Source organism: Polynucleobacter sp. UB-Piko-W3, from assembly GCF_018881635.1.
Taxonomy (GTDB): Bacteria; Pseudomonadota; Gammaproteobacteria; order Burkholderiales; family Burkholderiaceae; genus Polynucleobacter.
On record NZ_JACVPY010000002.1, the window covers coordinates 136,630 to 149,022 of the forward strand.

A 12,393-nucleotide genomic window follows, 5' to 3' on the forward strand; every position below is an offset into this window, starting at 1 on the left:
ACCTCATTTTTTAGAAAAAGAGCTGTAAGCGCTTACAAGATAAGGTTAGAAATATGTCAATAAATTATTTAAAAAAAGCAGCCAAAACGCCGGAAACTGAGACATCAACGGCTCAGCAAGTAGTTACGGAAATGCTTGCCAATATTGAGAAAAATGGCGAGTCGGCTGCAAAAGAATATGCTGCAAAGCTTGATAAGTGGTCTGGCGATATTGTGATGTCAGAATCGACAATCAATAAAATCTTAGCGGATGTACCGGATTCGGTAAAAAGAGACATTGATTTTGCTGTTAAGCAGGTATTTGACTTTGCTCTAGCCCAGAAAAAAAGTATTAGTGATTTTTCAACAACATTGCATCCCGGAGTTACTGCTGGGCAAAAAGTATTGCCTGTAAATGTGGTTGGATGTTATGCACCATCTGGTAGATATGCCCATATTGCCTCAGCATATATGACTGTAGCTACTGCCAAGGCAGCCGGCGTCAAAAATATTATTGCTTGCTCCAGTCCGTTTCGTGGCGGAGGTATTCATCCATATGTGCTCTATGCCTTCAAGGCTGCAGGCGCAGATGTCATCATGACTCTTGGCGGTGTTCAGGCGATTGCTTCTATGGCTTATGGCTTATTTACTGGTAAGCCAGCTGATGTTGTGGTTGGGCCTGGAAATAAATTCGTTGCCGAAGCAAAGCGCTCATTATTTGGCAAGGTGGGGATAGATGTTTTTGCTGGTCCGTCAGAGATTGCGGTTATTGCAGACGAATCCGCAGATCCAAAAATAGTGGCCAGCGACTTAGTGGGGCAGGCTGAGCATGGGCATGAATCCCCCGCTTGGTTATTTACAACATCTGAGAAATTGGCAAAAGAAGTCATGCAATTGGTGCCTCAGATGATTGATTTATTGCCGCCAACTGCAAAAGATGCAGCAGCTTGTGCCTGGCGTGATTATGGTGAGGTCATTGTATGTAGTACTCGAGAAGAGCTTGCAAAGATTTCTGATCAATATGCAAGTGAGCATCTCGAAGTTCATGCAAAAGATCTAGACTGGTGGCTAAGTAATTTGACTTGCTACGGCTCCTTATTTTTAGGTGAGGAAACTACGGTTGCTTTTGGTGATAAGACAAGCGGCCCAAATCATGTCTTGCCAACCAAAGGAGCTGCTAGATATTCCGGTGGATTATCAGTGCATAAGTTTATGAAAACTCTAACTTGGCAAAAAATGACCCGCGAAGGTAGTAAAGAGATGGCATTAGTTACTGCGAGAATTAGTCGCCTTGAGGGTATGGAGGCTCACGCCAGAACAGCTGATGACCGCCTAGAAAAATATTTCCCTAATGAAACATTTAATCTTGGAAGCCCTGTTGAAGTATGAGTCCACTGGTTAATCATCTTTTTAATTTACAAGGCAAAACCGCTCTGATTACTGGCGGTAGTAGCGGTTTAGGTGAGAGTATTGCTCTTGCCTTGGGTTTAGCGGGAGCGGAGGTCGTGATCGCTGCTCGTAGAGAAGGCCTCTTACAAGAAGCGGTAGATCAAATCCGTTCACATGGGATCAAAGTTTCCTCCTATGTTGCTAATTTAAGTGATCTGGAGGCGGCCAAGGATCTTTCAAATCGAGTAATGGATAAATCTGGCAAGGTAGATATCTTGGTAAATGCAGCAGGCATTAATTTACGAGAATCCTATGGGGATGTTTCTCCTCAGAGTTGGCAAGAGCAATTAAACGTTCAATTGGCAGCCCCATTTTTTATGACGCAAGCGCTTGCTCCCCAAATGAAAGCTCGAAATTGGGGGAGAGTTATTAATATTGCATCGTTACAAAGTTTTCGAGCATTTTCCAATAGCGCGCCTTATGGAGCTGCAAAGGGAGGAATCGTTCAATTGACGCGTGCTATTGCTCAAGAATGGTCTAAGTCTGGAATTACTTGTAACGCTATTGGACCAGGTTTTTTCCCAACAGCGCTGACTGCACCAGTATTTAATGACCCTGGGTTAGTTAAGATGCATGCAGAAAAAACTGCCATAGGCCGCAATGGAGAATTGAATGATATCTATGGCTTAGCAATCTTTCTGGCTAGCGATGCCTCCACATACATTACTGGACAAACCATCATGTTAGATGGTGGCTATACCGCAATATAAGGAATCACGATGAAAGCTTTGGTTTATACCCAGCCGAATGAAATGCAGGTTTTAGATCGCCCCTATCCCTCCTTGGATAAGGATGAGGTAGTTCTGAAGATTGAATCGGTTGGAATTTGTGGGAGTGATATGCATGCGTACCATGGTCATGACCCTAGAAGAAAGCCCGGCCTAGTTTTAGGGCATGAATTTGCTGGCATCGTTGAAGAAGTAAGCTCTCCATTATTTTCAAAAGGCCAAAGAGTTACAGGTAATCCATTAATCACCTGCGGCCGCTGTGAATATTGCTTACAAGGTAGGAATAATTTATGCGCCAATCGAACAATGGTTGGTATGACCAGACCTGGGGCTTTTGCTGAATACATGAGCATTCCGGCTAGTTCCCTGATTGCTATTCCTGAGGGACTAAGTCTGGATGCCGCCGCCTTAACTGAGCCTGCTGCCACAGCTGTACATGCCATTAACTTGTCTATGCGTGCCTTGCAGCGCCCTATTCAGGAGTGTCGCGTATTAGTTCTGGGTGGCGGTGCAATTGGAATGTTATCGGCCCTTCTCCTAAAGCATTATGGAGTCAGTGAAATAACTGTAGCAGAGGTTAATCCTTTGCGTAGAAAAGCTATTGAGAGTCATGTTGGATGCAAAACCTTTAATCCAATTAATGAAAATATTTCTGAAAATACATTTGAGTTTGTTATGGATTGTGTAGGTGCTGCCGTCACCCGAAATTCGGCTCTTAGCGCAATTAAACCTGGCGGTGTCATCATGCATGTTGGCTTGCAAGAGTGGGCCAGTGAAATTGATATGAGAAAACTTACTCTTGCTGAGATTACCTTGCTTGGAACATACACTTATTCGACAGTAGACTTGCAAGCGACTGTTAATTTACTCGCACAAAATGCTTTTGGTAACTTGTCCTGGGTTGAAAAGAGATCGCTTGAGGATGGTCCCCAGGCATTTAGTGACTTGCATGCTGGAAAAACAGCGGCTGCAAAGGTTTTATTAAAACCGTTTTAATAAAACTTAAGGTACTGAGCCATGCAATTTGACTTTTACTCAACCCATTCAATCTTGGTAGCGCGAGGTAGCTCAGCAAATCTTGCAAACAAGATTCAAGAGCGAGGCGGTAAATCGGTATTGATTATTACTGACCCTGGTGTTCTTGCTGCGGGCTTGCTGAGCAGGGTAATGCCTCAATTTAAAGAATTGAAACTCTTGGTTCAAATCTTCTCTGAGGTTCAAGCCGATCCCCCTGTTTCTGTTATTGATAAGGCAATCCAGGCAGCGCAAGAATGTCATGCTGACTATATTGTCGGGTTTGGTGGCGGTAGCTCAATGGACGTTGCAAAGCTGGTTGCTTTGTTATCGCCGGGCAAAGAAAGATTGTCGGACATTTATGGCATTGGCATAGCTAAGGGACCAAGGCTGCCTTTGATTTTGGTGCCCACCACTGCGGGTACTGGCTCTGAGGTTACTCAAAGTTCTGTTGTGACAGTAAGTGAGAGTGAGAAAAAAGGCGTACTTTCACCCCATCTTCTACCAGACCTGGCAATACTCGACGCAGAATTAACCCTGGGGCTGCCATCCCATGTAACTGCTGCAACTGGCATTGATGCAATGGTGCATGCAATTGAAGCATTCACCACTAAATGGCTAAAAAATCCAATGTCAGATTGCGTTGCCAAAGAGTCGCTGAGATTACTGTCTGGCAACCTTCATAAAGCTGTTCATTCAGGCAATGATATTGTTGCGCGTGAAAATATGCTGCTAGGCGCATGTTTGGCTGGTATGGCGTTTACAAATGCACCCGTTGCTGGGGTGCATGCCTTAGCCTATCCAATTGGCGCAAGATTTCATGTGCCGCATGGGTTATCTAACTCATTAATGTTGGCGCCTGTGATCCGATTTAATATTGAAGTCGCCCACTCAATGTATGCAGAACTTGGCCAAATTATTAAGCCTGGTCTCATGGGCTCAAGTATTGAGCAGGCTACTCAGTTAGCTGATTATCTTGGCGGCCTAGCTGGCGAGCTTGGATTGCCACAGAAGTTAGTTGAGGTTGGTATTACAAAGCACGATGTTGATCAACTGGCCCGAGACGCAATGCTACAAACGCGATTGCTCATGAATAGTCCACGAGAAATTACTCTCAATGATGCTGTAGCACTATATCGAGAAGCTTTATAGGCTAGATAAGAAATGCTGCTTTATGGCTAGCGTAATGTTTTGTCTTCCATGCTTCTTACGTTCTAGAAGGCCAACCTTGCGATAGATTGTTTTACCGGGCAAATCCTGAATGCGAAGTTGCCGATCATTTTCCCAGGAGATGTTCGCTAGTTTTGGCACTATGGAGTAGCCGAGTCCTTGGCGAACCAATTCAATGATGGCCTCTACAGAGTTGAGCTCCATACCTTCTTGTATGAATAGCTTATTAGCTTTAATAGTTTGATCTACAAGATGTCCTGTCCAGGTATTTCTTTCAAATCGAATAAAGGGTAGGTTAGGATCGGTATGTGATGCGCCTGATTTACTTTTTGATGGAGAAACTGGACTGATTAAGATCATCGGTTCTTTATATAACTCTGTCCATTGCACATTCTGGGGTAATGCGTATGGAGACTCAGTCACAATTGCCGCATCAAGCGTGCCTTCAATTAGTTGATCCAAAAAATTACTGGATAAGCCAGCTATCAATTTGATTTCTAACTCAGGATAGTTATGTTTGATTTCATTGAGGGTTTTGCCAAATGCACCCATCAGTGTGGAAACCAGGGCACCTAGGACAATTGTGCCGTTGATGTTAGATTGAAGGTTTGAGCGTAGGGCTTCATAGCGAGCCACAATTTCCTGGATAGGCTCAATCAGGGATCTGCCATGAGCATTTAAAGTCAGGGAGCGCTTAGTCCGATCAAAGAGCTCCAGACCAATTTCTTTTTCCAATTGCTGCAACTGTTGACCAGCCGCAGCCGCGGTCAAACCAATTTCCCGAGCGGCCGCTGCAACGCTCTTGTGGCGGGTAATCGCCAAGAAGTTTTTGAGGGTTTTAATACTGGACATGAGTTTTATTATAAATAATTTCTTTATCTCAAAGAAAAATTAATTCGATTTATTTTTTACTATCTATCAATATAATGAGCAGATGTCAAATACCGATCTCAAAGTAAACGTCTGGCGAGGCTCCCAAGAGGGTGAGTTCGTTGAGTATTTGGTGCCACGAAACCCAAATCAAACGGTTCTGGATGTGGTTACCTATATTCAGAGAAAGCTTGATCCCACTTTAAGCTATCGCTTTGCCTGTCGTGTCGGAATGTGTGGTTCATGCGCAATGACCGTCAATGGAGTGGCTCGTTGGACTTGCCGTACTCACGTTTCTAAAATTGTGGAGGGGGATTCTTTAGAAATTGCCCCCCTGAATAACTTGCCTGTTATTAAAGATCTCGCTACCGATATGCGTGAATTTTTTAATAAGTGGAAGGGTGCTGTTGGATTCTTTAAAGGTGACAAAACACGTCACGATGATTTTACAAAAGTACAGCCAAATTCTGAGGAGCGTCAATTGGCAGACGCTGGTATCGAATGTATTGGTTGTGGTGTTTGCTATGCCTCATGCGAGGTAGTTCAATCTAGACCAAACTATCTCGGGCCCGCAGCTCTCAATCGTGCTTGGACTCTAACAAATGATGTGAGAGATGTTCAGCAGCTAGAGCGCATGAGAGCTGTAGCGGGTGATGCAGGTTGCCACGCTTGCCATTCACAAGGCTCTTGCACTGAGTTCTGTCCCAAGGCGATTGAGCCAACTGCAAGCATTGCTGGTCTCAAAAAGTTAGTCGCTAGAGCTGCTGCCCGAGGTAGCAAGTGGGGCAAGCTATGAGTAACAATGTTTTGCAGGCTAAGCTTTGGTATGCACAAAGAATTAGCGCCATGGTGCTTGGTATTTGTGTTGCGATTCATTTGGCGATTATTTTTTATGCCATCAGGGGCGGTCTTACTGCCCAAGAAATTTTAGGACGTACCCAAGGCAATGCGCTATTTGCTATTTTTTATGAAATTTTTGTCCTAGCCTGCTTTGTACATGCTCCAATTGGTATGGCCAATATATTGCAAGAGATCTTCCCAAACAGCGGATTAGCTAGACCTATCGCCTGGATTCTTGCTCTACTGATTTTGATTCTTGGTACTACCGCTGTTGTTGGTGTTTTTACAGGTGGTCAGATATGAGTTCCAGACCAAAATTAGATTACCGCGCCAAAACCCACTTATCTTATTTTGCGTATGCATGCCACCGCTTTTCTGGCTTGTTATTGGCATGCTTTATCCCGCTACACTTTCTGATGCTGTCTCAATCTCTAAGAGGTGCAGAAGGTTTTCAGAAATCCCTCACGCTCACGGATTTGTGGGTATTTAAGTTTGGTGAGTGGGCCTTGGTGATTTTGCTGGCCGTTCATTTGGCTGGCGGTATACGTCTTCTCATGATTGAGTTTGGCCCATGGAAGGGCTTGCGTAAAGGCTGGATACAGCTCTCTATTTTGTTCGCGATCGTTTGCGGGCTCCTATTTTTATATTTTGCTAGTTGATTGGGCTGATATGCAATTACAAATGAGTTTAGTGGAAGAGGCTTGTAAAGAGCTTTACATTCGCGCCTTAAAGGTACTGCCTGATGACATTAAGGCAGGTATAGATAAATTGAATAAAGCTGAGACAGATTCACGTGCTCAGGTGGTATTGAAGACCATGATTACGAATATCTCGGTTGCAGAGCGTGAAGATAATCTCCTATGCCAAGATACTGGCCTACCGATTTACAACGTGAAGATTGGTAGTAATGTGCAATTTGATGGCATGGCATTAAAGGCTGCTATTCGCAAAGGGTGCGAGCGCGCTACCAGAGAGTATCCCCTGCGATCTTCAGTAGTACATCCAATTACCCGTAAAAATAATCACACCTCGTGTGGTATTGATATGCCGGCAATTCATATTGATTTCTATGATGCTGCAGAGTCTATTGAAATTGAGATGGTTCCTAAAGGAAGTGGCTCAGAGAACAATTCCTTTTTAAAAATGGCAATTCCTGCTGACGGTATTAATGGCGTTAAAGCTTTTGTAATTGATAGTGTTGTCTCTGCTGGCGGCAAGACTTGCCCACCAACGATCGTTGGTGTTGGAGTTGGTGGAACGTCTGATCAATGCGTGGCTATGGCTAAACGTGCAGCGACTCGTGAGTTGGGTAGTGTATGTAGCGATGAAGAGGGTGCCAAGCTAGAGAAGGAGCTAAGTGCAGCTGTCAATCAGCTTGGAATCGGCCCACAAGGACTTGGTGGCGATGGAACAGCATTTGCGGTCCACGTAGAGCTGGCACATACGCATATCACCTTAAATCCTGTAGCTGTCAATATGCAATGCCATTCGGCTCGCAGAGCGCGTGCAACCTTTACGCCATCTGGCGTTACCTATGGATTCTAGGATAGCGAATATGGCCCATTACAACCTTGCAACACCTGTTACTGAAGAAGATATTCGTAAGCTTCGCATTAACGATACGGTGACTTTGCAAAACACCTTGTTTGGCATCCGCGATGCAACGCAAATTCAGATGTTCGATCATGGTCGTAAGACACATTTTGACTTGAATGGTCATGCAGTAATCCATACGGCGCCTAATGTTCGTAAAGTTGCAGTAAGTAAAGAGTTTCCTGCTGGTTATGAGCCTATTTGCATTGGCACTACCACTTCAGATCGTATGGAGCGTTTCACTCGCCCCTTGATGACACAGAATGGGGTTCGCATGATTGTCGGTAAGGGCGGTATGCGTGAAGATTCTGCACAAGCATTTAAGGATCTAGGTGGAGTATATCTAGCAATTATTGGTGGCACTGCAGCTCTTGAGACCACTTGGATAGAGCAAATTGAAGATGTCGATATGGACGATCTCAATCCAGAGTCACTCTGGCGTTTCAAGATTAAAGACTTCGGCCCATTGCTAGTTGCAATGGATAGCCATGGAGGAAGTATTTATCAGGAAGTGAAGAGTGATGTGGCGCTTAAAAAAGAAGCCGTATTAAAAAGTCTTGGAATTACTTCATGAGCGCTATCCCAACAATTAACACCGATATTCTCATTCTGGGCTCTGGAGGCGCAGGCCTTTTTGCCGCCTTACATGCACATCAAGAAAATCCTAACTTAGATATCACGATCGCAGTGAAAGGCTTATTAGGTAAGTCTGGCTGCACACGCATGGTCCAAGGTGGTTACAACGTAGCTTTGGCTGAGGGTGATTCTGTCGAGCGCCATTTTATGGACACGATTGAGGGTGGCAAATGGCTCTGCGATCAAGATTTAGCCTGGACGCTAGTCAACACTGCAGTTGAGCGGATTCATGAGCTAGAAAATGAGCTAGGATGCTTTTTTGATCGTAATCCTGATGGTACGGTTCATCAAAAAGCATTTGCTGGCCAAACATTTGATCGGACTGTTCATAAGGGTGACTTAACAGGCATCGAGATTATCAATCGTCTAGCGGAGCAAGTATGGGCCAGAGGTATTAATCGTCTTGAAGAGCATCGCGCTATTGAATTGATCCATAGCAAAGATGGAAAATCACTTGCAGGTGTCTTAATGCTCAATATGCAGACTGGCCAATTTGTATTGGTGCGTGCCAAAGCTGTCTTGCTAGCCACTGGTGGTGGCCCGACAATGTATAAATACCATACCCCTTCGGGAGATAAGAGTTGTGATGGCTTAGCAATGGCTCTGCGTGCTGGCCTCGTTTTGCGTGATATGGAGATGGTGCAATTTCATCCCACAGGACTATTAGCTGGCCCAGGCACTCGTATGACTGGCACAGTTATTGAAGAAGGCTTGCGTGGAGCTGGTGGTTATTTACTCAATGGCAATCAAGAGCGCTTTATGGGTAACTATGATCCGCGCAACGAACGTGCCACAAGGGATATTGTTTCTAGATCAATTAATTCTGAAATCCGTGCTGGGCGCGCAACTCCTAATGGCGGTGTTTATATTCAAATGAGTCATTTAGGTCCTGAGAACGTACGCAAACTATTTAAGGGTATGGTCGAGCGTTGTGCTGATAGTGGATTTGATTTAACTAGGGATTTAGTCGAGGTTGTGCCAACTGCCCACTACATGATGGGCGGCCTGGTCTTTAAGAAGGATTGCAGCACTGATCTCCCAGGACTGTTTGCTGCTGGTGAGGATACTGGTGGCGTACATGGCGCTAATCGCTTAGGCGGCAATGGTGTTGCCAACTCAACTGTATTTGGCGGCATCGCAGGAGAGTCAATGGCTCGTTGGGTTGCTTCACAACAACTAAGTGAGTGCAATATGGATGAGGTAGCAGCAAGCATTCATGAGCATGAAGCACCACTGAAAAAGATGCCTGGTGACATTGAGGCTATACGAGATGAACTCGCAGAGTGCATGTGGGATGATGTCGGTATTTCAAGAACTAAAGAAAGTTTATTTCGCGCACGTCAAACTTTGAAGCAGCTAGCTTCACAATTAAATCAAATGGGCGTTGGCGATATTCAGCGGGAATACAGTAATACTTGGCAAGATTGGATGAACTTACAAAACCTCATTTTGGTTAGTCAGTCCGTAACAGAGGCGGCTATTGCCAGAGAGAATTCTAGAGGGGCGCACTACCGTGAAGATTTCCCGGAGCCTGGATCGCTCGAAGACTCTTATTACACAGCTGTTCACCTTAATGACCAAGAGCTGAAGATTGAAAATCGCCCAGTGCAATTTACGATGATCAAGCCAGGACAAACAATCTTGGTTGAGGCTTAATTATTTTTGATCTCATTGACCCGATCCATTTTGGATTAGCGACCTTAATTATTTTTGGCGCCTATTTTATTTTTGGCATATCAGGATTTGGATCATCAATCATTGCCGTCCCACTGCTGGTGCAGATGTATCCATTGAAATCAGTAGTTCCAATGATGGTGATTATTGATATATGTGGCTCTTTATATGTCGGCAGAAAATCTTCTCAAGATGCTAATCTCAAAGAGCTTAAATGGCTCTTTCCATTCAGTCTAATCGGGATGATTTTAGGAATTGTGTTGTTGGTGAAGGCGCCAAGTGAGCCACTATTAATTGCATTAGGATGTTTCGCCTTAATTAATGGTCTCCGAGTCTTATGGCAAAGAAATTCAGAAATGGGTGATCCTATTAGTAAGTGGTGGGCCGCACCATTTGGCTTTCTTGGGGGTGCTTTTACTGCATTGTTTGCAACTGGTGGCCCAATTTATGTTTCCTATCTTAGCTTTCGCATTAAAGATCCAAGAGCCTTACGTGCAACGATGGTATTAACGATTTTTATGTTGACGTTTTTACGTCTGGCTTTCATGTTGGTAACTGGCCTCATTTTGAGTTGGTCAGTTATAGGCTTGGCGGTTTGTTTAATGCCTGCTACTTTCCTTGGTATTTGGTTAGGCACTCACGTGCATACTAAGTTAAGCGGCCCCGCTATCAGGATAACTTTTGCGGCGATTTTGATTTTTTCTGGAACGATGCTACTAATACGTCAAGTACTAGATTAGCTTTCCCAAGTTACGATCGCTTGATGTTTGGTGCTGCAAGCCCATCTATCAAAACATTGATACATGAAGGCAGTTTGCTAGTGATCGCTCGTTTAGCGGCCGGTAGAACTTCATTTGAGTCGTTAACAAATTCTCCATACCCGCCAAATGCAGCGCATACTTTTTCATAATGAGATGGCAGTAGCTCGCAGCCAATAGTTCTGTCTTGGCCATACTCGCGCACTTGAATTTGATACTCAGCATTCCAGCGAGCATCATTACCAACTACCACTAAAAATGGGAGCTTATAACGGACGGCAGTATCAATTTCAGCGCTATGAAAGCCGAATGTACCATCACCCATCACTGCAATAATTGGCGAATTTGGTTTGGCAACTCTCGCTGCGATTGCGAAGGGTAAGCCAGATCCAATAGATCCAGCTACGCCATTGATTACTCTGTTAGGTGCTTGCAGACAGGCTTGGGCCCACTGACCAATTTCACCGCCATCGCTAATGAGAACAGAATCAGGATGGCTGTCTAGAATTTCTTGTAGGGGAGCGAGGGCTTGAACGGGGTGAATAGTTCCCATTTTTGGCGGGAGCTCTTTCCAGACCTTAGGGCGAAATGCGACTGCATCCCAAACTATATTTTGCCAATCACTTGTTGCCACCTCTTGATCTTTATTTAGACTAATAATGGACTCCATGGCAACGGGAATATCTGCTTGAATAGTTTGCAATAGGCGATCTCCAACCGCTCTTTTGGCGCGTTCAATTTCATCCATATCGGGATCAATTTGTAGAAACTGACAGTCCTTTTGGATTCCAGGACTTTGGGCAAACTTTAGAGTGAAATCGATCTTTTTTCCAAGTAGTAGTATGCAATCAGCTTGATTTAATATTTCGGCGAAAGCGCCTAAGCTCGGATCGCCAATGCCCCGAGGGCTTTCCATTCCAATAACGGGAATACCAGTCGCTTTTTCAAGCGTCTTTAATTTAGCTTTACCTTCTTTTGATTGCATCAATGGGCCTGTCAATATGAGAGGCTTGCTTGATTTTTTCAATTGCTTGATGAGCTTTTCTAGGTCGGCGGCATTAATTGAAGATGACTCTGCTTTAAAGGATGAAGCAGTTGGCATCACTGCATTGATGGGGAGCGCAGATTCAAGTACATCAGTTGGTAGGCTGAGATGCACAGGACCAGGTCTTCCAGACTTGGCGATACGAATTGCTTTTGCAATATCCAATGCCACCTCTTCTGTCTTTTGACAGACCCACGAAGCTTTTGTTAAGGGGGCCGCAATAGCCGCCTGATCCATTTCTTGAAAGGCGCCTTTTCCGATCTGGCCAATCGGTGCATGGCCTGAAATAAGGACCACGGGCGATTCAGCCATCGCGGCCGTATAAAGTGCTGAAATCGCGTTAGCATGACCAGGACCGCCCGTTACCATTGCAATTCCAACCTCTCCTGTTAATCTAGCCCAGGAGTCTGCCATGTGCACTGCCGCAGCTTCATGTCGCGTGTGGATGAGGTCTATTTTTGAATCAAAAATAGCGTCATATACAGGCATGATGTGATTGCCAGAAAGAGTAAAAATTTTATTGATACCTGCAAATTCAAATGCCTCTATCAAGGCATGAGCCCCATTTTTATTTTTTGCATTCATTATTTTTTACAAATTCCTGACAAGATGGTGATATAGATACATGAAAAAACGCC

At 44.5% G+C, this 12,393-nt stretch carries 13 protein-coding genes; 11 read left to right on the forward strand and 2 right to left on the reverse strand.

Annotation, left to right across the window (positions count from 1 at the left end):
• Window positions 1-53 precede the first annotated feature (53 nt).
• Genes hisD through ICN31_RS01005 form a run of 4 tightly spaced genes read left to right on the forward strand, consistent with a single transcriptional unit; the run spans window position 54 to window position 4,321 of the window.
• Window positions 54-1,367 (forward strand): histidinol dehydrogenase, encoded by a 1,314-nt coding sequence (gene hisD / locus ICN31_RS00990; RefSeq protein ID WP_216257736.1) that lies wholly within the window; start codon window positions 54-56, stop codon window positions 1,365-1,367.
• Window positions 1,364-2,137, forward strand: a complete 774-nt coding sequence (locus ICN31_RS00995) for an SDR family NAD(P)-dependent oxidoreductase (RefSeq protein WP_216257738.1) — start codon at window positions 1,364-1,366, stop codon at window positions 2,135-2,137. Before hisD ends, ICN31_RS00995 begins: the two co-directional genes overlap by 4 nt.
• A 9-nt stretch (window positions 2,138-2,146) precedes the next feature.
• A complete protein-coding gene (locus ICN31_RS01000) occupies window positions 2,147-3,151 on the forward strand; it encodes a galactitol-1-phosphate 5-dehydrogenase (protein ID WP_216257740.1) in 1,005 nt (334 codons plus the stop codon).
• Between the two features lie 21 nt (window positions 3,152-3,172).
• Window positions 3,173-4,321, forward strand: a complete 1,149-nt coding sequence (locus tag ICN31_RS01005) for an iron-containing alcohol dehydrogenase (protein WP_216257742.1) — start codon at window positions 3,173-3,175, stop codon at window positions 4,319-4,321.
• Here the strand turns inward: ICN31_RS01005 and ICN31_RS01010 are convergent.
• Entirely contained in the window at window positions 4,316-5,191 is an 876-nt protein-coding gene (locus ICN31_RS01010; protein WP_216257744.1) for a LysR substrate-binding domain-containing protein, read from the reverse strand. The genes ICN31_RS01005 and ICN31_RS01010 overlap by 6 nt on opposite strands.
• A gap of 82 nt (window positions 5,192-5,273) precedes the next feature.
• On the opposite strand from ICN31_RS01010, the gene ICN31_RS01015 reads away from it, so the two are divergent.
• From ICN31_RS01015 to ICN31_RS01045, 7 genes are read left to right on the forward strand one after another with little or no spacing between them, the layout of a single operon-like run.
• Window positions 5,274-6,005 (forward strand): succinate dehydrogenase/fumarate reductase iron-sulfur subunit, encoded by a 732-nt coding sequence (locus ICN31_RS01015; RefSeq protein WP_216257746.1) that lies wholly within the window; start codon window positions 5,274-5,276, stop codon window positions 6,003-6,005.
• Window positions 6,002-6,352, forward strand: a complete 351-nt coding sequence (locus tag ICN31_RS01020) for a succinate dehydrogenase (RefSeq protein ID WP_216257748.1) — start codon at window positions 6,002-6,004, stop codon at window positions 6,350-6,352. Before ICN31_RS01015 ends, ICN31_RS01020 begins: the two co-directional genes overlap by 4 nt.
• A complete protein-coding gene (gene sdhC / locus ICN31_RS01025; RefSeq protein ID WP_216257750.1) occupies window positions 6,349-6,708 on the forward strand; it encodes a succinate dehydrogenase, cytochrome b556 subunit in 360 nt (119 codons plus the stop codon). The genes ICN31_RS01020 and sdhC overlap by 4 nt, the downstream gene beginning before the upstream one ends.
• Before the next feature lie 10 nt (window positions 6,709-6,718).
• Window positions 6,719-7,594 (forward strand): fumarate hydratase, encoded by an 876-nt coding sequence (locus ICN31_RS01030; RefSeq protein WP_216260655.1) that lies wholly within the window; start codon window positions 6,719-6,721, stop codon window positions 7,592-7,594.
• Window positions 7,595-7,604: 10 nt separating this feature from the next.
• Window positions 7,605-8,216 (forward strand): fumarate hydratase C-terminal domain-containing protein, encoded by a 612-nt coding sequence (locus tag ICN31_RS01035; protein ID WP_216257752.1) that lies wholly within the window; start codon window positions 7,605-7,607, stop codon window positions 8,214-8,216.
• The gene (locus tag ICN31_RS01040; protein WP_216257755.1) at window positions 8,213-9,934 is read left to right on the forward strand and encodes an L-aspartate oxidase; all 1,722 of its coding nucleotides are present in this window, start codon (window positions 8,213-8,215) and stop codon (window positions 9,932-9,934) included. Before ICN31_RS01035 ends, ICN31_RS01040 begins: the two co-directional genes overlap by 4 nt.
• A gap of 50 nt (window positions 9,935-9,984) precedes the next feature.
• Window positions 9,985-10,692: a sulfite exporter TauE/SafE family protein gene (locus ICN31_RS01045; protein WP_370624318.1), complete on the forward strand. Its 708-nt coding sequence runs from the start codon at window positions 9,985-9,987 to the stop codon at window positions 10,690-10,692.
• Between the two features lie 10 nt (window positions 10,693-10,702).
• Here the strand turns inward: ICN31_RS01045 and ICN31_RS01050 are convergent, their stop codons facing one another.
• Window positions 10,703-12,340, reverse strand: a complete 1,638-nt coding sequence (locus tag ICN31_RS01050) for a thiamine pyrophosphate-binding protein (RefSeq protein ID WP_216257758.1) — start codon at window positions 12,338-12,340, stop codon at window positions 10,703-10,705.
• Window positions 12,341-12,393 lie beyond the last annotated feature (53 nt).

What these genes read in the sequence shown, in the direction of transcription:
- ICN31_RS01035 (WP_216257752.1), top strand. Translation starts at nt 7,605, where the DNA reads ATGGCCCATTACAACCTTGCAACACCTGTTACTGAAGAAGATATTCGT.
- ICN31_RS01010 (WP_216257744.1), bottom strand. Translation starts at nt 5,191, where the DNA reads ATGTCCAGTATTAAAACCCTCAAAAACTTCTTGGCGATTACCCGCCAC.
- ICN31_RS01015 (WP_216257746.1), top strand. Translation starts at nt 5,274, where the DNA reads ATGTCAAATACCGATCTCAAAGTAAACGTCTGGCGAGGCTCCCAAGAG.
- ICN31_RS01040 (WP_216257755.1), top strand. Translation starts at nt 8,213, where the DNA reads ATGAGCGCTATCCCAACAATTAACACCGATATTCTCATTCTGGGCTCT.
- ICN31_RS01005 (WP_216257742.1), top strand. Translation starts at nt 3,173, where the DNA reads ATGCAATTTGACTTTTACTCAACCCATTCAATCTTGGTAGCGCGAGGT.
- ICN31_RS01020 (WP_216257748.1), top strand. Translation starts at nt 6,002, where the DNA reads ATGAGTAACAATGTTTTGCAGGCTAAGCTTTGGTATGCACAAAGAATT.
- ICN31_RS00995 (WP_216257738.1), top strand. Translation starts at nt 1,364, where the DNA reads ATGAGTCCACTGGTTAATCATCTTTTTAATTTACAAGGCAAAACCGCT.
- hisD (WP_216257736.1), top strand. Translation starts at nt 54, where the DNA reads ATGTCAATAAATTATTTAAAAAAAGCAGCCAAAACGCCGGAAACTGAG.
- ICN31_RS01050 (WP_216257758.1), bottom strand. Translation starts at nt 12,340, where the DNA reads ATGAATGCAAAAAATAAAAATGGGGCTCATGCCTTGATAGAGGCATTT.
- sdhC (WP_216257750.1), top strand. Translation starts at nt 6,349, where the DNA reads ATGAGTTCCAGACCAAAATTAGATTACCGCGCCAAAACCCACTTATCT.
- ICN31_RS01030 (WP_216260655.1), top strand. Translation starts at nt 6,719, where the DNA reads ATGCAATTACAAATGAGTTTAGTGGAAGAGGCTTGTAAAGAGCTTTAC.
- ICN31_RS01000 (WP_216257740.1), top strand. Translation starts at nt 2,147, where the DNA reads ATGAAAGCTTTGGTTTATACCCAGCCGAATGAAATGCAGGTTTTAGAT.